The organism is Marasmitruncus massiliensis, assembly GCF_900186535.1.
In the GTDB taxonomy this organism is placed as follows: Bacteria; Bacillota; Clostridia; order Oscillospirales; family Ruminococcaceae; genus Anaerotruncus; species Anaerotruncus massiliensis_A.
Genome location: NZ_FYDE01000004.1, coordinates 722184 through 740272 on the forward strand (window position 1 = coordinate 722184; position 18089 = coordinate 740272).

Annotated in this window: 16 protein-coding genes; 11 read left to right on the forward strand and 5 right to left on the reverse strand. The window is 49.5% G+C overall.

The genetic code is table 11. The features are described from left to right. Nucleotides 1-7 precede the first annotated feature (7 nt). The 8 genes from C1A10_RS07400 to C1A10_RS07435 all read left to right on the forward strand — a co-directional run bounded on the left by C1A10_RS07400 (nt 8) and on the right by C1A10_RS07435 (nt 8535). Complete coding sequence (locus C1A10_RS07400; protein ID WP_101909637.1) at nt 8-859, forward strand: energy-coupling factor transporter ATPase; 852 nt, start codon at nt 8-10, stop codon at nt 857-859. Then, entirely contained in the window at nt 856-1716 is an 861-nt protein-coding gene (locus tag C1A10_RS07405) for an energy-coupling factor transporter ATPase (protein WP_101909638.1), read from the forward strand. Before C1A10_RS07400 ends, C1A10_RS07405 begins: the two co-directional genes overlap by 4 nt. Nucleotides 1717-1719: 3 nt before the next feature. After that, on the forward strand, nt 1720-2538 hold the full coding sequence (locus C1A10_RS07410; protein WP_101909639.1) for an energy-coupling factor transporter transmembrane component T family protein: 819 nt from the start codon (nt 1720-1722) through the stop codon (nt 2536-2538). Nucleotides 2539-2548: 10 nt separating this feature from the next. Beyond that, the gene (gene truA, locus C1A10_RS07415; RefSeq protein WP_101909640.1) at nt 2549-3298 is read left to right on the forward strand and encodes a tRNA pseudouridine(38-40) synthase TruA; all 750 of its coding nucleotides are present in this window, start codon (nt 2549-2551) and stop codon (nt 3296-3298) included. Between the two features lie 33 nt (nt 3299-3331). After that, the gene (locus C1A10_RS07420; RefSeq protein WP_101909641.1) at nt 3332-4702 is read left to right on the forward strand and encodes a DUF5711 family protein; all 1371 of its coding nucleotides are present in this window, start codon (nt 3332-3334) and stop codon (nt 4700-4702) included. Nucleotides 4703-4803: 101 nt separating this feature from the next. Continuing rightward, nucleotides 4804-5496, forward strand: a complete 693-nt coding sequence (locus C1A10_RS07425; protein ID WP_101909642.1) for a CvpA family protein — start codon at nt 4804-4806, stop codon at nt 5494-5496. Nucleotides 5497-5517: 21 nt separating this feature from the next. Further along, nucleotides 5518-6069, forward strand: coding sequence for a CDP-alcohol phosphatidyltransferase family protein (locus C1A10_RS07430; protein WP_101909643.1), 552 nt, complete (start codon nt 5518-5520; stop codon nt 6067-6069). A 150-nt stretch (nt 6070-6219) separates the two neighbouring features. After that, complete coding sequence (locus C1A10_RS07435; RefSeq protein WP_101909790.1) at nt 6220-8535, forward strand: ATP-dependent Clp protease ATP-binding subunit; 2316 nt, start codon at nt 6220-6222, stop codon at nt 8533-8535. Nucleotides 8536-8634: 99 nt separating this feature from the next. Here the strand turns inward: C1A10_RS07435 and C1A10_RS07440 are convergent, their stop codons facing one another. From C1A10_RS07440 to C1A10_RS07450, 3 genes are read right to left on the reverse strand one after another with little or no spacing between them, the layout of a single operon-like run. Further along, entirely contained in the window at nt 8635-10062 is a 1428-nt protein-coding gene (locus C1A10_RS07440) for an ABC transporter permease (RefSeq protein ID WP_101909644.1), read from the reverse strand. After that, a complete protein-coding gene (locus C1A10_RS07445; RefSeq protein ID WP_101909645.1) occupies nt 10049-11857 on the reverse strand; it encodes a COG1361 family protein in 1809 nt (602 codons plus the stop codon). Before C1A10_RS07445 ends, C1A10_RS07440 begins: the two co-directional genes overlap by 14 nt. Then, a complete protein-coding gene (locus C1A10_RS07450; RefSeq protein ID WP_341456895.1) occupies nt 11854-12765 on the reverse strand; it encodes an ABC transporter ATP-binding protein in 912 nt (303 codons plus the stop codon). Before C1A10_RS07450 ends, C1A10_RS07445 begins: the two co-directional genes overlap by 4 nt. A gap of 302 nt (nt 12766-13067) precedes the next feature. Here C1A10_RS07450 and rlmD point away from each other — a divergent pair, with 302 nt between their 5' ends. Then, a complete protein-coding gene (gene rlmD, locus C1A10_RS07455) occupies nt 13068-14420 on the forward strand; it encodes a 23S rRNA (uracil(1939)-C(5))-methyltransferase RlmD (protein WP_242968861.1) in 1353 nt (450 codons plus the stop codon). 48 nt (nt 14421-14468) lie between these two features. Beyond that, nucleotides 14469-15080 (forward strand): DNA-3-methyladenine glycosylase, encoded by a 612-nt coding sequence (locus tag C1A10_RS07460; RefSeq protein ID WP_101909648.1) that lies wholly within the window; start codon nt 14469-14471, stop codon nt 15078-15080. A 260-nt stretch (nt 15081-15340) separates the two neighbouring features. Here C1A10_RS07460 and C1A10_RS07465 read toward each other — a convergent pair whose 3' ends face one another. After that, on the reverse strand, nt 15341-16315 hold the full coding sequence (locus tag C1A10_RS07465) for a hypothetical protein (RefSeq protein ID WP_101909649.1): 975 nt from the start codon (nt 16313-16315) through the stop codon (nt 15341-15343). A gap of 12 nt (nt 16316-16327) precedes the next feature. Then, nucleotides 16328-16936, reverse strand: coding sequence for a Fe-only nitrogenase accessory AnfO family protein (locus C1A10_RS07470; RefSeq protein WP_180951040.1), 609 nt, complete (start codon nt 16934-16936; stop codon nt 16328-16330). A 315-nt stretch (nt 16937-17251) separates the two neighbouring features. Between C1A10_RS07470 and nifH the strand changes: the two genes are divergently transcribed. After that, entirely contained in the window at nt 17252-18070 is an 819-nt protein-coding gene (gene nifH / locus C1A10_RS07475) for a nitrogenase iron protein (protein ID WP_101909651.1), read from the forward strand. Nucleotides 18071-18089: the final 19 nt, after the last annotated feature.

An 18089-nucleotide genomic window follows, 5' to 3' on the forward strand; every position in this document is an offset into this window, starting at 1 on the left:
AATGCAAATGCCAAACATCATTTCCGCTGAAAAGGTACGTTTCGGCTACCAGAAAGAAAATAATGAGTTCAATCTTGTTCTGAAAGATATCAGCCTTGAAATTCCGCAGGGGCAGTTTTTGGCTGTTCTGGGACATAACGGCTCCGGCAAAAGCACGTTTGCAAAGCATCTGAATGCCATCCTGCTTCCGCAGGGCGGGACAGTCACCGTATGCGGGCTCAATACGGCGGATGAGGACAAGCTGTACGATATCCGCCAGCAGGTGGGGATGGTGTTTCAGAATCCGGATAACCAGATTGTCGCGACCATTGTGGAAGAGGATGTTGCGTTCGGCCCGGAAAATATGGGGGTGGAGCCGTCTGAAATCCGCACGAGGGTGGATGAAGCGCTCAAGGACGTGGGAATGGATGAATACAAGACACACGCGCCGCACCAGCTTTCCGGCGGACAGAAGCAAAGGATTGCGATTGCCGGGATTATCGCGATGAGGCCGAGGTGTATTGTGCTGGACGAGCCGACCGCCATGCTGGACCCGCGGGGCCGCAGCGAGGTCATTTCGACCGTCAAACGGTTGAACAGCGAACTTGGCATTACGGTTGTCCTGATCACGCACTATATGGAGGAAGCGGCGCAGTGTGACCGCGTGGTGGTGATGAACGACGGGGAAGTCCTGCTGGATGATACGCCGCGCAGGGTTTTTTCCCATGTAGAGCAGCTCAAATCTGTGGGGCTTGATGTCCCGCAGGCAACCGAGCTTTGCTGGCAGCTGCGCAAAAACGGCTTTGACCTGCCCGACGACATTTTGACTGAGGACGAATGCGTCGAGGCAATCTCCGCGCTATTGGAGGCTAAAAAATGATTGCCATAAAAACTGAAGACCTGACCTATGTGTATTCGGCAGGTACTCCTTTTGAAAAAACCGCGATTGACCACATCAATCTGGAAATTGAACAGGGGGAATTCGTCGGGGTGATCGGCCATACCGGCTCCGGAAAATCCACTCTGATTCAGCACTTTAACGGCCTGCTGAAACCGACTTCCGGCCGGATTCTGATCAATGGAGTGGACCTGTGGGCAAAAGAAACAAAAATCCGGGATTACCGGTTCAAGGTGGGCCTTGTGTTCCAATATCCCGAATATCAGCTGTTTGAGGAAACGGTTTATAAGGATATTGCTTTCGGGCCCGCGAACATGGGACTATCCCCCGCGGAAATAGACGAGCGTGTACGCGAAGCGGCGGAATTCGTCGGGCTCAAGCCCCACCACATGCAGAAATCACCGTTTGAGCTTTCCGGCGGGCAGAAGCGTCGGGTGGCGATTGCCGGCGTGCTCGCGATGAATCCGGAAATTCTGGTGCTTGATGAGCCGACCGCCGGTCTGGACCCTAAGGGACGGGACCGGATTTTGGGCCAGATCAAGCAGTACCATAAGGCGAGGGGTACAACGATCCTGCTGGTTTCCCACAGCATGGAAGATATTGCGCGCTATGCGCATAAGGTGCTGGTGTTAAATCATTCGGGGGTTGCAATGTATGACGACGTTGCGGCGGTCTTTTCCCGGGATAAGGAAATCATCCAAATGGGGCTTTCTGTTCCTCAGATTACCAGGATCTTCTCCAGGCTGCGGGACCGCGGCTACCCGGTCAGCGAAAGCGTATATACAATGGATTATGCAAAGCAGGAGCTTCTTTCCCTGCTTTCGGGAAAGGAGGGATGAACCGTGCTGCGTGATATTACGATAGGGCAGTATTTTCCGGGGAAATCTGTGCTGCACCGCCTTGATCCGCGCGTTAAAATTGTGCTGACGCTGGCTTTCATCGTCATGCTGTTTATTGCCTCCAACCCGATTGGGCTTCTGGTAGGAATTTTGTTTCTGGTGCTCACCTACGGGATTTCCAGAATTCCGCCCATTATGATTCTGAAAAGCCTGAAACCGGTTTTGCCGATCATTCTGTTTACATCGATACTGAACATGTTTTTTATCGAAGGGACGCCCCTGTTTCAATGGTGGATTCTTAAAATCACACTGGAGGGGGTTACAACCGCCATTGTAATGAGTATCAGAATCCTGTGCCTGATCGCGGGTACATCGCTTCTGACCTATACCACATCCCCAATCGCGCTGACCGATGGCATTGAACGCCTTTGCAGCCCGCTCAACCGGCTGAAGCTGCCGGTGCATGAGCTGGCGATGATGATGACTATCGCGCTGCGCTTTATCCCAACCCTGATTGAGGAGACGGATAAAATCATGTCCGCGCAGAAAGCACGCGGAGCCGATCTGGAAACGGGCGGCCTGATGCAGCGCGCCAAAGCACTGATTCCGATTTTGATTCCGCTGTTTGTGTCGGCGTTTCGCCGCGCGGACGAGCTCGCCGTCGCGATGGAATGCCGCTGTTACCGGGGCGGCGAAGGGCGCACAAGGATGAAGCAGCTGAAAATTCAGATGTATGATATCTGGTGTTCTGTTTTCGTCGGTCTCTGTATTGCCGCGGTCATCTTCATTAATCTGTTTGCACCTGTCGTCCTGCATATGTGAGGCTGTGGATATGCAGGAACGCCAGCTTTTATTAACGGTACGGTTTCGCGGGACGCATTATCATGGCTATCAGGTGCAGCCCAACGGGGTGACCGTTGCGCAGGTGATACAGGATGCCGTAGAGCGGGTATTTGGGAGCAGGCTGGACATTAAGGGCTGTTCCAGGACCGACGCCGGCGTCCATGCCAACGGGTTTTGCCTGTCGCTGCATACCGTTTCGGGTATCCCCTGCGATGCGGTGATTCGCGCGATGAATGTCAACCTGCCGGACGACGTGGCCGTGATCAGCTGCCGTGAAGTGCCGCTTGGGTTTCATCCGCGCTATGACTGCACCGGAAAACGGTATCTGTATCAGATCTATAACGGCCCTGTGAAAAACCCGTTCCTTACCGATCTTGCCCTGTTTCATAAATATCCGTTGGATGAGCATCTGATGGATGCGGCGGCCCGCAGCTTTTTGGGCACACATGACTTTTCAGCGTTTTGTTCTGCGGGAAGCAAAATTGAGGATACGGTGCGTACGATCACAGCGGCTTCCGTTACAAGAAATGGCGAGATGGTGACTTTTTCCGTAACCGGGGACGGATTTCTTTATAATATGGTGCGGATCATGACAGGCACACTGCTGGACGCCGCCCGCGGTATTTTTACGCCGTCGGACATCTCCCGTATCATGGAGGGACGCGACCGTTCTGCGGCGGGCGCTACGGCACCGGCCCATGGGCTCTATCTTGACGAAGTTTTTTACGAGGGAATATGATCATCCAAATTACTTAGCAAAGGGGGCTGCGGGATGGCGAAGCTGACAGATTTGGAGAAGGTGCGCCGCCAGCGGCAGCGCCGCCGCACAGTCCGCAATCTGCTGCTGCTGGCAGTGTTTGCGGGCGTGGTCTGGCTTGGCATGTGGGTGGTTCAGCGCGCGGGCGACCTTGACCTGAAGACCGCTTACAGCGATATTAAGGCGGAAATTACAACCGGTTCCGGCTATCCCGTTCCGCTTCCCGGCGGCAAAATTGCCCGTTTAGACGCTGTGGATAATGTCGTAGTGCTTCTTTCTGATACAAATATGTATTCTTATAATGCGTCCGGCAGGCAAATGCTGAATGTACAGCATGGAATTATTAACCAGGGAATGGTGACGGCGCAGGACAGGATGCTGCTTTACGACCGTGGCGGCAACAAGCTGTCGTTATATTCAAAATCCGAGCTGCTTCAAACGCTGACAACAGAGTATAAAATTTATACAGCCGATTTGGCGCAGACCGGGAATTATGCGGTGGCAACCTCGGCGCGGGAGTACATTGCACATGTCAAAGTATACAATAAGTCAAATCAGGAAATTTTTAACTGGTATTCTTATCAGAAACCGGTCGTGAGCGTGTCGCTTTCTGATTACAAAGAGGAAATGATGGTGGGCTGTGTGGATGCCGCGGACGGCAGCTACCTTTCCAGTATCAGCAAGTTCCAGTTCAGCATCAATCAGGAACTTGGCCGCGCAGAGTTTCCGGACGAGCTGTTGTTTTCTGTGGATTATGAAAGTGCCGCACGGGTGCGCGCTTTGACGGATCGCCGCGCAATTCTGCTGAATCAGGAACTGAAAGAACTGGCCTCCTATGATTACGGCGGGCAAAAGATCAACCGGACCGCGAGCTCTCCGGACGGGATGCTGGTCTTGGTACTGGGCGACTATGCCGAGGACAAGAAGCTCACAGTGGTGTCTCTCGACAAGGAATTCAATCTCCTTGGCAAATTTACAGTTGACCATGATATCTCGGATATTGTATGCGCGGAAAGCCATGTGTTCCTGACTTCTAAAAACCAGCTGGAGATTTATGAACCCGGAGGCACTCAATTGGTCAGCAACCAGATTAACGGTATTCAGAAAATATGCCCGGCGGGGGGACAGCTCTATTACGTATCCGTATCGGAGCTCGACAGCATGAATATCCGGGAAATGATTGCGCCACCGGAAGAAACTTCTTCCGGCAAACAGACAGCTTCCGATGGGGGCAGTTCTGGCGATGCGGTTTCTCTTTTGCCGGAAAGCAGGGAAGAATCAGATGACGATTCCGGCAGCAGTTTGGAATCTGAGCTCGCAGGCAGCTCTTCGGAGCCAACTGCGGAAAGCGGGGAAAGTGATTCTCCCTCTGAACCGGAAGCGTAGCTGAGAATTTTATTTGTAAGTTCTGCAAAAATTTGGTACAATAACAGGATAAGGAAAGATTTTCCCGGCCTGGTTGAGTCCTGCAGGAAAAAGGAGGATTTATGGAACAGCTGATGGCCATCTGTCTGGACATTATTGCAGTTGGAATTGTGCTTTGGTGTATGAACGCAGCGGCGAAAAAAGGCTTTTTGCGCACGGTTGTGCAGATGATTGCGTATATTGTCATTCTACTGGCTTCATCTTTTTTAAGCCGCGCGGCTGCTCCGGTCGTTTATGATCATGTAGTACAGCCAATGATTTTTGAAAGTGTCCGGCCTGAGCAGGAAAAAAATCCGGATAATGCTGCGCTGATTTCTATGGCTCCGCGGGGTACACTGTCTATGATGGACACTGCATTGGATTCTCTGGATTCTCTGCTCTCCGACAGTTTAAAAGACAGCGGTGTTCTCGATGACCTCGCAGAAGCTGCGCTGAGACCGCTGATGATCAGCGCAATTTCGATGATTGGCTTTTTCGTTATTTTTGCGCTGCTTTCCCTTTTATCCAATCTGCTGCTGTCCGCACTGGGGATGATTGACCATATTCCCGTCATTGGAACGGTCAACGCTGTGCTGGGCGGTGCGATTGGGGTATTTCAGGGGCTTTTGCTGGTATTGGTGCTGTGCATCCTGCTCAAAGGGCTGCTTCATTTGCATCCCGGCGGCTGGCTGCTTCTGAATGAGGACGTGCTGAACCGCACCTATTTGTGCCGTTATCTGCTTAATTTAGATTTGGTCGGACGTCTGCTTGCATGATTGATTTTGGGGGTGCCCGTCATGAAACTCAATATTCCGAACACGCTTTCCCTCATCAGAATTTTGTTGATTCCCTTGTTTTTGTGGAAATTCTTGAGCGCGGACACCCAGTTGGATTATACCTTTTCGGCTGCGATACTCGCTGTTTCCGGGTTTACCGATACGGTTGACGGTGCGATTGCGAGAAAATTCAATATGATCACGCAGCTTGGGAAAATTCTGGACCCTCTGGCCGATAAACTGACGCTTGCCTCTGTGATTACAGCACTTTGGATCAAGCGTCCATATTTATGGTGGCTGTGCGCGCTGCTGATTTTAAAAGAATTGCTGATGCTGGTCGGCGGCCTGCGGCTGCATACCCGGAAGGTAACCATTGAGGGTTCCAAATGGTTCGGAAAATTGGCTACTGTCATGTTCTATATCATCATGATTGTAATTGTGGCGGTTCCTGTTCTGGAGGATCATACAATTGCCGGGCTGCTGCTTTTTTTATTGATGTTTATGCTGTTTGCGTTTTTGCAGTATGCTTTACTGTTCAGGCGCTTGCTCACAAATATGCATCATAATGAATAAAAAAATAAAATAGAGGCATTTAGTATAAATTTTTCATCAGGCATTAATATGGTGTTCATATGAAGCATATAGAATATAATTCGGGGAATTACCCAACATATGCGAACTTCGCATCGCATATGTAAAGAAAAAGGTGAAGATTCTATGGATATGATGTGTTCAAGGTGTAAAAAGCGTCTGGCAGTGGTGTTTATGACCCGTCTGGAAGGCGATAAAACAATTAATGAAGGGCTTTGTCTCAAATGCGCCAAAGAGATGGGGCTGAAACCTGTCAGCGATTTAATGGATAAAATGGGAATCACTGATGATGATCTTGACAATATGTCGGATCAAATGATCGATATGTTCGGTTCGGACGGCGAAAGCGGTTTTGAAATGGGCGGGGCGCAGTCCATGCCATTTCTTCAGAATATCATGGGGATCGGCAGCAACGCAATTGTTCCGCAGGAAGAGGAAAAAGACGGAAAAAACCGTTTGGAATCGGACGATGGAAGTTCCCCTGTCCGCGAACGCACAAAAAAGGAACGCCGGACAAAAGGGGCGCCCGAAAAAAAATACAAGCATCTCGAAGCGTATTGTGAAGACCTTTCACATAAAGCGGAAGAGGGCAAAATTGACCGGATTATAGGCCGTGACCGTGAGATCGGACGCGTCATTCAAATTTTGAACCGTCGGACCAAGAACAATCCCTGTCTGATCGGTGAACCCGGCGTCGGAAAAACTGCCGTGGCCGAGGGAATTGCCCAGCGGCTTGCAAGCGGCGATGTCCCGTTCCGCCTGGCAAATAAAAAACTGTATCTGCTTGATCTGACCGCTCTGATTGCGGGAACACAGTTCCGCGGCCAGTTTGAAAGCCGTGTCAAGGGCCTTGTGGAGGACATAAAAGAAGCAGGGAATGTCATTCTGTTTATTGACGAGGTGCACAACCTTGTCGGGGCAGGGGATTCCGAAGGGTCCATGAACGCTGCCAACATCTTGAAGCCTGCACTTTCGCGGGGCGAAATTCAGGTAATCGGTGCGACTACGTTTAACGAATACCGTAAAAATATTGAAAAAGATGCCGCGCTGGAACGTCGTTTTCAGCCGGTTACAATAGAAGAACCTTCGATATCCGATGCAGTGGATGTGATCAAGGGTATTAAGGGTTATTATGAGCAGCATCATCGGGTAGTGGTAAGTGATGAACTGGCCCGTATGGCGGTGGTTCTGTCCGAACGCTATATTACCGACCGTTACCTTCCTGACAAAGCGATTGACCTGTTGGATGAAGCCTGTTCCTGCGCTGTTCTGCGCAATAAGCAGCTTGCGGAATATGATAAGCTGTATAAGGAAGAGGAAGACACAACCGAAAGCCTGGAGAATCTCGAAGCCCAGACCGACCGGCTGGATTACGAAGCAATCGCCAAGCTGCGCGGTGAAAAAATTGTGCTGGAGGAAAAACTGAAGGAGCTTGCGCCGGCCGCAATCAATCAGCCGGTCACGCTTGACGATATGGCAAATGTCATCGAGCTGTGGACAGGGATTCCCGCCGCCAAAATCCGCGAAACCGAAATGCGCCGGGTTGCGAAGCTCGAACCGGCCTTGAAAGAAAAAATCATCGGGCAGGATGAAGCGGTTGAACTGGTCGCGGCGGCTGTACGCCGTAGCCGTGTGCAGATTTCCGCGCGCCGCAGGCCTGCGTCGTTTATCTTCGTCGGGCCGACAGGTGTCGGAAAGACCGAGCTGGTCAAAGTGCTTGCCAAAGAGCTGTTTGATGCGACAGACCCGCTCATCCGTCTGGATATGTCCGAGTTTATGGAAAAGCACAGTGTCTCCCGGATCGTAGGTTCTCCTCCGGGCTATGTTGGTTATGATGAGGCCGGGCAGCTGACGGAAAAGGTGCGCCGTAAGCCGTACTCGGTTGTATTGTTCGATGAGATCGAAAAGGCCCATCCCGATGTTTTAAATATCCTGCTGCAAATCCTCGACGAGGGGCGTATCACCGATGCGCACGGACGGGTTGTTTCTTTTGAAAATACCGTCATTGTGATGACATCCAATGCAGGCAGTGAACATAAGGAAGGTGCGGTTGGCTTTAACCGGCAGCCGGGCGAAATTGCAAAAGAAAAGGTCATGAAGGCGCTTTCCGATTTTCTTCGCCCGGAATTCCTCGCGCGTGTGGATGAGGTTGTTGTGTTCCGTCCACTTGACGAGCAGAATTATCAGAAAATTACCGCACTGATGCTGGGTGAACTGAAAGACCCGCTGAATGAAAAAGGGATCAAATTCGGCTGGGATGAAGCCGCCATTTCCTACATTGCCCATAAGGCTTATGGCAAAAAGAGCGGGGCACGTGATCTGCGCACCATTATCCGCAAGGAAGTGGAGGATGCGATCAGCCTGAGGCTGGTGGAGGACCCCGACAACATGCCGGCGCTGATGAAGCTGACTGTTGAGGACGAACAGCTCAAGCTTCTCTGTCAGTAATTGATAAACTTTACAGAAAACAACTGAAAAGAGGATCCTTCCTGTATCGGAAAGATCCTCTTTTTGCATATCTGCGGAAAAAGGAAGGCATCATTTTATTTATTCGTGCTTGATGGCCTCCAGTGCGGAGATCTTCATGGCACGATTTGCCGGCAATATGCCGGAAAGAATTCCAATCAGCGTGGCAAAAACAATCGCAAGCCCGACCAGCCAAAGCGGGATTACGGAAATCGGCGCTTGGGAAGCCGCGTCCATCCCCATGCCGCCCATCATATAAGCGCCGGACATCATTCCTCCGCCAGCCATATCTTCCGCACTTTGCGCCGCGCCAAAATAATTCATCGCGGTTGATATGGCAAAGCTGATACCAACCCCCGCAATGCCGCCCACAAAACCGATGACTCCCGCCTCCATCAAAAAGATGGAACGGATATTGTCGACCTTGCAGCCAAGCACCTTCATAACGCCAATCTCTCGGGTGCGCTCATAGATTGACATGATCATCGTGTTCATAATGCCGATGGCGGCGACAAACAGCGATATCCCGCCCATAATGCCGAGAAAAAGCTGCTGCTTCCGGGCGCTTTCCTGCATGGGCTTGCGGATGGTTTCCATCGATTGGGTCTCAAATCCCATAGCCTTGATCTGTGTCTCCACCGGGTCAACATCTTCCATCGTTTTCACAAGAACAGTTGCCTGATTATATCCCTGCTGTTCCTCGTTTTTGTTCACACTGATTTTGTTTGCTTTGATGTATTGCTCTTCCAGCTCCTTCACATCGTCAATATCCATCAGAATGCCGCGGGATGTTTCATATCCTTTGTCCCAGTCCTCTTTCATGCGTCCGACCGGATGCAATACTCTGGTAATGACGGTGGAATCGGCAGAATCCTCTTCCATTTTTTCGCTTCGCAGGGTAAGCTCATCCTGATTAATATCTACAAAAGGCTCCTGAAGCACTTTGCCGGAGGCATCTGTTTCCGGCCAGCGGTAGTTGTCAAACTTCTTTTTTGTATCCTCAAAGTCGTAAGCAAGATATTCGCCAATCAGTATGTCAATCGGTTTTTTTGGATTTAACTGTGGACCTTCGGGATAGTTCCCTTCCAGCAGCTGGTAGCCCATTTTCGGCATAGCCGACGAATAAATTCCCTGAATATTTAAATACGGGATGCGGTAACGGTCATCTTTACCGGCGTAAAGGCATGCATTCAGATAGCGCGGATTATAAATCGGTGTAGCCACCTCCACGTTTGGAAGCGCCTGCATTTTAGCAATGGCGGCATCGTCCAAAACCGCCTTTTCCTCGCCCTGGCCGCTGTATCCGTAATTCATGACATTGATCATGGTGAGCCGGCTGCCCATCTGCGCGATTGTCAGATCGAGCTGAACGTTCATCCCGATGCCGATTGAAATCATAACCACGATGGAACAAGTGCCGACAATCACGCCCACAACAGTGAGGAGGGTACGCATCTTGCGGCGCAGCAAATTCCCTATGCACATGGAGATGATGTCAGAAATCTTCATCCTGCTCCTCCATCTTTTTTTCTTTATGTGCACGGTACAGCTTTTTGGCAAAGGCAAATAGTATAATCAATACAACGCCTGCGGCCACCCATGTCCAAATCGGAATTTCGCTGAGCCAGGTGACCGGCTCAGCTTCCATACCTTCCGGATTCATTGCGAGTTCGCCGTCGTCGGGCGGCATGACATTATTTGCCTGAGCGGTCGCGCTGAAAGGCGCCCGCAGTTCTCCGACATGCATGTTGGCGTCTTCATAAGTGATCACAACCTCGCCGGAAATTTCACCGGGCATGTCCGCACTGATGGAAAAATCGGCGGTTTCTTCTTTACCGGCTTCTATGTTGCCGATGAACTGCTTTTGTCCCGGTTTGGAAATGTTTCCGGTGATTTCGGCGGAAACATTATAAACGGGGGTTTTCCCTTTGTTTACAAACGTAGCCTCAATGTTTGTGCCTTCACCGACAAATATCATTTCCGGCACTTCCAGCGGATTCAGTGAAAACCGGTCCAGCTGGACAACGGGAATGCTGATTTCTTCTTCGGATGTAAACTGCTTGCGCGTTTCGTCAATCACCGCTTCAAAAGAAAATGCCAGCTTGATGGATTGGGAAATCGGCTCCGCATTCGGTTTCACAGAGAGGCTCATGGTGCGCTCTATTGCGCTGTCCCTGCCCAGCTTTTCCACGTAAAAGGTATTGGAAGAGCTGGTCATGGTGAATGCTTCCGGTACGGTAACTTTCATGACAATGTTATCAATCGGCAGTTTTTTGCTCGTGTTTTTAAAGGTGACTTTGAGTGTGAAATTGCCGGCGGCCGGTACATTGCCGCCGCCGTAATCATATTCCGTGACAATAATGTTCGGGGTAGGGGGCGCGATATCCGCTTTGCTGGAACTGTCGTCATCGTCATCATCATCGTCGTCGTCATCGTAATCATGATAATATGTATCCACCACACATTGGTTGATTGTTTTTGTCAGCGTATGGCTCGTGGCACCTTTATCAAAGCTCAGTGATATGGCAAACTGCTTGTTTCCGCCCAGATATTTGACATTATTAAAGCGGATGTAGAAATTTTTTGAAACGTTGCCGGATAAAACTTCATAAGAATAATTACTTGCTTCCGAAAAGCTGCTGCCAGTAAGTGATACCTGAATCTTTTTTTGGATCTGTTCCCATTCTTCAGCTGTCAGATTACTTTTAATAATTTCCACTTTTAAATCCAGAATCGTTCCCGGATAGATGGATGAATTATATTCGCTGCTGCCATCATAAAACTGATAGCTTCCGATACTGCAATTTTGAGGATCGGGACTGGAAGGAAGGGCGATATCGTGTGACAGATTATATACGTCGTTGTTTTGATAGGTAATAGTAAAGCTGATTTTGTCCTGCTCATTCTGTGTATAAGTGATATTTGTGAGTTTAATGTCATAGGTAAGCCCAGAGCCGTCTTCCAACATTTTTTCATTTTCTAATGATACGTCAGAAGGTGAAACAGAATAAAAATTGTCGGAATTGAATTTGAAGTCAATAACTGACTGATATAAGTTACTGTGTGTTAGTTCAGTATCCTTAACCGTTATTACCAAATTTTTGATAGTCTTGTTTGATAAAACATTAGAAATGATATCAATATCGTCGGCTTTTACAGCAATGATTGACGCGTTTGTTGGATTCTCACCCTCCGCTAATACCTTCGAACCGCCCAGCACAACAAAAAACGAAGTCCCCGCGGCCGCCAGCAAAAAAATAACGGCCAGTACTAACGGAATTATCCGATTGATAAAACGGCTCATAAACTGGATTCTCCTTTTTCTTCTATCCGATCCGGCAGTTCAATATCGAGGGGAAGTGCCGGCGGGTCCTCCATTAAAATGGGTAGAACAGATTCCGTTTCTTTATCCGGAGTGTCGGCCTCTGGCGGGCCTTCAGCTGGAGCAGCTTGTTCCGAATCGGATGCGGGAGCGTTATCACCATTCCAGTTGTAGACAGGAGTGTGCAGCACATCGCTGGTAATTTCGCCGTCAATCAGGGTGATGACCCGGTCGGCATAATCGGAAAGCTCCGGATCATGTGTAACAATAATCAGAGTTTCGTGGTGTTTACGCGCGAAACGGACCATCATTTTCATAATTTCAAGGGTGGTCTTGGTATCAAGGTTACCGGTCGGTTCGTCTGCAAAAATCACATTGGGCCGGGTCACGAACGCGCGGGCAATGCCGACACGCTGCTGCTGCCCGCCGGACATCTGGGTCGGCTTGTGGTAGGCTCTCTTTTTTAACCCTACGGCGGCAAGCATTGTCAAGGCGGCTTTTTTGCGCTTGCTTCTGCTGATGCCTTTGAAAATGAGGGGCAGAGATACGTTTTCCAGAGCTGTCATGGTAGGCATTAGGTTATAAGACTGGAAAATAAAGCCCAGATGCCGCTGCCTGAATTCCGCCAGCCGGTTTTCCGAAAGCGAAGAAATGTTGGTTTTCCCAATAAAAACAGAGCCTTTTGTCGGCTTTTCCAATCCGGCAAGCTGGTTGAGCAGGGTGGATTTGCCGGACCCGGAAGTCCCCACAATACAGCAGATCTGCCCCTGAAGGATCTCTAAATTGATATTTGCAAGAGCCACCACCCGTTCATCCCCGATACGGTAAACCTTGCGCAGCCCCTTCACGCGAATCACTTTTTTTGGCTGGACTTGTTCCAAAGCCTCCAAACCAGTCGCCTCCAATCCCATCTGCCTTAGAGAAGGTGTCGGGATTCTAAAAAATTACTGCATAAAATAATAAAAACATCACGTAGACTTCATATTTCCAACACAGTCGATCTATAAAAACCGGCTAATTGTAAAGAGATGTGTGTTATGCTACAATGAACTTGTGAATGGAACTTACTGTACTTTGCCAGATAGTACACATTAGTATAGCACATATCTTTCCAAAATAAAAGGAACATCCGGGAAGTATTTTTCGTTTGTTCTGTATAATAACGTGCGGGATGGAATTAGGAGAAAAGGCCATGATGCAGAAAAATCAAATCATTTCGATGGAAATAACAGGTATGTCCCACGACGGCAATGGCGTTGGCCATTTTGATGGAATGGCGGTTTTTGTTCCGGATTCCGCTGTGGGCGATGTTTTGTCTGTGCGGATTGTCAAGGTTAACCGAACCCATTGTTATGGAAGAATCGAACAGATCGTTGCACCATCTCCGGACCGTATCAGTCCGGACTGCGCGGTCAGCCGGCGATGCGGCGGATGCAAGTTTCGCCATGTCAGTTATGAAGCTGAACTGCGTTATAAGCAGGAGTTTGTCCAGAGTAATTTGCGCAGGATAGGCGGGTTTTCACTGGAAGTGGAGCCGATCGCCCCGTCTCCGCAGCAGGACGGCTATCGTAATAAGGCGCAATATCCGGTCCGCCTGCAAAAAGATGGACTATGCGCGGGTTTTTTTGCGCCGCGCACGCATGAAGTAGTTGACTGTCACAATTGCAGGCTTCAGCCGCAGAAATTTGAAACGATACTGGAAACCGTGCTGGATTTTGTAAAAAAATATGAAATTACAATTTATGATGAAACAATGGGGAAAGGACTGCTGAGGCATGTTTATCTGCGGCACGGGCAGGAATCCGGTGAAACCATGGTTTGCCTCGTTGTGAACGGGGACAAGTTTCCGCATTCGGATGAACTTGTAAAAACATTGCTGAACTGCGATCAGCAAATTGTTTCCATTATTTTAAATGTAAATACGCAAAATACAAATGTTATTATGGGCGGAGCGATAAAGCTCTTATATGGAAAACCATTTATTACAGATACACTTTGCGGCGTCAGTTTTAATCTGTCCCCATTAGCGTTTTATCAGGTCAATCATGACGGTGCACAGCAGCTTTATCAGATTGCGGCGGATTATGCGGGGCTCACAGGCAAGGAAATCCTGCTGGATTTATATTGCGGAGCCGGAACAATTGGGCTCTCCATGGCTCATCGCTGCAAACAAGTGATCGGCGTCGAGATCATCCCTGAAGCGATCGAAAACGCAGTCTCAAATGCCGCTAAGAATGGAATCCGGAATGCGCGATTTTTTTGTGCCGATGCGGCAAAAGCTGCCGAGCGCCTTGCAAGTGAAGGTGTCCGCCCCGATATCATTGTGCTGGATCCGCCGCGCAAAGGATGCGACGCGGCAGTGCTGCAATCTGTGGCGCAAATGAGTCCCGACCGTATTGTTATGGTGTCCTGCAACAGCTCCACAATGGCGCGGGACTGCGCCATCCTGCGGGATTTGGGATATCGTATGCAAAAATGCCGCCCGGTTGATCTGTTCCCGCGTACCAACCACGTTGAAGCGGTGGTAGGACTATGTCGCGTATAATCAATATATGATTTGTCGGAGTTTTACCATTTTGAAAGGAAGATTACAATGGATAAACTTGATAGAGAATTCTATAATCGGGACTCAATCTTAGTTGCCAAAGAGCTTCTGGGGAAGGTACTTGTACACGAAATAGGCGGGCAAAGAACTTCGGCTAAGATTGTCGAAGCAGAAGCGTATATGGGCTTTGAAGATAAAGCAGCGCATTCCTATGGCGGTAAAAGGACATCTAGAGTGGAGGTTATGTATGGGAGTCCGGGATTCTCTTATATATTCATGATCTATGGCATGTACTACTGTTTCAATATAGTAACTAATGAAAAAGAGAACCCTCAAGCGGTTTTAATAAGGGCGGCCGAGCCGCTGGAGGGAATGGAATGGATGGCGCAAAGGAGATTTAAACGGTTATACGAACAGCTGACAAAAAGCCAACGCAGAGGTCTTACCAACGGGCCAGGAAAACTATGTGGTGCATTATCATTCGATCGGAGTTTTAACGGTATAGATTTATGCGGTAATGAAGTATATGTTGAGGAAGGTAAAAACGAGAGATTCAGTATAGTTACAACAAAACGCATAGGAGTTGACTATGCTGAGGAAGCAAGAGACTATCCTTGGAGATTTTATATAGCAGACAATGAATATGTATCCGTAAAGTAACTATGGTTGATTAGAATATGGGAAAATCAGTGGGATTGTTTCAGAAAATGCACCTGCTTCCAAGGAAGGCCAGTGTCGGGCAAATTAATTTCTGACCGCTCGCATTAAGCGGCAGAACGCAAAAACGCCCGCCATTTCTGGCGGGTGATCTGCGGGGTGCATCTGTTACTATAGCACAATTGCCTGTTTCATTCTGTCGGATTTAGACTGCTCCGGTATCAGCGCTTTTATCGGACAATACATTGCCATTTCACTTGCGGCTACTGGCATAGATGGCAGTTGGCGCATTGCTGCGGCGTACATCCTCCAATGGCGTTCGGATAAACATGAAAGGTAGATTCTGAAAGGGAAAAATAATGTTCCTTACTGTCTGCATCCATGATGCGGGCGGCATTTTCGGCGTAATCAAAGAAAAACCGGATAGGAACACGCATAACAGCAGTTTCATCCACCAGGCTGGGACGAATGGCGGGGGCAAAATAACGTGTGGAGGATTCTTTTGTGATCACCGCGACCCGGTCACTGGACGTGACCACGCTTTCGATACGGCCCTGCTCATCGTAATGCAGGGAACAGTCGTCCGCGCAGATGCCGTCGCAGGTTTCATCATAGGCAGTGAGAATCCCGACAGGTGTTTTTACCGGTGTCGGCACTGCCGGCTCCAGCGACTGCAGCGCGCCGTCTTCATGCATAGAGAAGCCTTTTCTTGTGTGCACACAGCCGCCGTCCGGGATGATGACATCAATTTCCTCTTTTGGGAAAAGCGTAATGCTCCGGATAGCGCCGCTTTTGTAGAAGCAGATTCCTGTCAGCAAAGCGGAAAAATCAGCGAATCCTAAAGAAAAATGGAAGGGAATATTCAATGCACGCTCCTCTTCCTCCGGCCAAAATCCACTGATTTTTCCGTCCAGCGGGAAGATGCGCCGAAGCTCGCCGCTGGAATAAAAGGTGACCAGCTCCGCGGGGAACTCTCCGATGGGGGTCATCACCTCCTGCTGCTCTTCCAGCGATACGGACTTCACCATCCCGTTTGGATGGAAGGAAACGGAAGGCTTAAATTTTTTGCGAGGGTTATCCGCCGTGTAGGAAGGAACCAGTTCCCCTGCGTGGGAAATCAGCACGTTTTTCTCGGTTAGCCGGATATTCCTTATAGCGCCGTTTTGATCATATTCGGCTGTGGATATGCCGCTGAAAACACCGTACGGCGTCAGCAGCTGTTCAGGGACAGTTTTCAAGCAAGACACCTCCTAGCATTGTTTTTTAGTGATAACCGCGGTGACCTGTTCGCCGGAATTGCTGGTTTTAATGTCGAGGGGAGCATTTTCCAGCCATGGCGGAAGGTGTCTGCATACCAGATGCAGTTTCAGAAAAGGCGTGCTGTTCAGGAAATCTGTCAGCGCCTTTTTGGAGGAAATTTCCGGGCATTCCGTTTGCAGAGCGGCAAGGTTCAGAAAATAAATGCCGGGTGTCGCTGTTTCAACGGGGCGCGCCTGGCGGATCATTTCTTCCTTTCTATGCAGCTTTTGGTCACTCTGTGCAACGTCCCGCAGGATGCCGTCAAACGTATCGGGCTGTACGGAATCAATATCGAATATAGAGAACCCGGCTTTGTCAAATTCCGCATAGGCGATGCCGGTCAGGCTTTTCCCGGCAATGATGCTGCAGTCCCCCAGCTGTGTAATCAGCGCGCGTACCCCGGAGCGCAGCGCAGAAAGATTGCCTGCGTCAGAAAAGTTAATGGGGATAGTCCGGATACTGCGCCATTCAGTTTCCTTCTCATAAATAAGCAGCATATTGGCTTTTGAAAATGAAACTATGGAGTGTCCGTCCTGCAAATATAAGGCTATTTTTGGCATTGGGGAAATCACCTCTCTTTCGGATTTTTCCTTTACAAGAGTGTATTTTAATTCAGGCTGTATGTCAATAGCGGGACAAGGATATTTCAAATATGCAAGTTGAATATAGTTAACTATCATAAAAACAGTAAATCGGACTTGCACTTTTTCTAAAATCTGATGTATTGTGATCTGCCCGTCAATCCTCTATACTGGAATACAAGAAGAAACCGTACAAACAAAACATAGGCCCTAACGGAACAAAGGAGTTCGCCCAGCGATTGCTGTGCGGCTCTTTTTTATTATCAGATTTTTAAAAATTGGAGGGAGTATTGTATGAGGCAGGTTGCAATTTACGGAAAAGGCGGAATCGGGAAATCGACCACGACCCAGAATCTGAACGCAGGGTTGGCCGAGATGGGGAAAAACATTTTGATTGTGGGCTGCGACCCAAAGGCGGATTCCACCCGCCTGATACTTGGCGGTCTGGCTCAGCAGACGGTTCTTGACACGCTGCGCGAGGAAGGCGAGGACATCGACCTTGATTATGTGTTAAAAAGAGGGTTTGGCGGAATCCGCTGTGTGGAATCAGGCGGGCCGGAGCCGGGGGTCGGGTGCGCCGGACGCGGCATCATCACTTCCATCGGCCTTCTGGAAAGACTGGGCGCTTATACGGAGGATCTGGACTATGTGTTTTACGATGTTCTGGGCGACGTTGTCTGCGGGGGATTTGCAATGCCGATCCGCGAGGGCAAGGCTAGGGAAATCTATATCGTCTGTTCTGGTGAGATGATGGCGCTGTATGCGGCAAACAATATTGCAAAAGGTATCCAGAAGTACGCGAGCACCGGCGGCGTACGGTTGGGCGGACTCATCTGCAATTCCCGAAAGGTCGACGGGGAGGCGGATTTGGTATCAGCAGTCGCAAAAGAGCTGGGGACGCAAATGATCCACTTTGTCCCCCGTGACAATGCAGTGCAGAAAGCGGAAATCAACCGCAAAACCGTCATTGAATACAGCCCCGATGAGCCGCAGGCGGATGAGTATCGGGAGCTTGCGCGTAAGATCGACGGAAACGACATGTTTATCATACCCAAGCCGATGAGTCAGGAGCGTCTGGAAGCAATCCTAATGGAACATGGTATGCTGGACTAAGTTGCGAATGCGGATACTA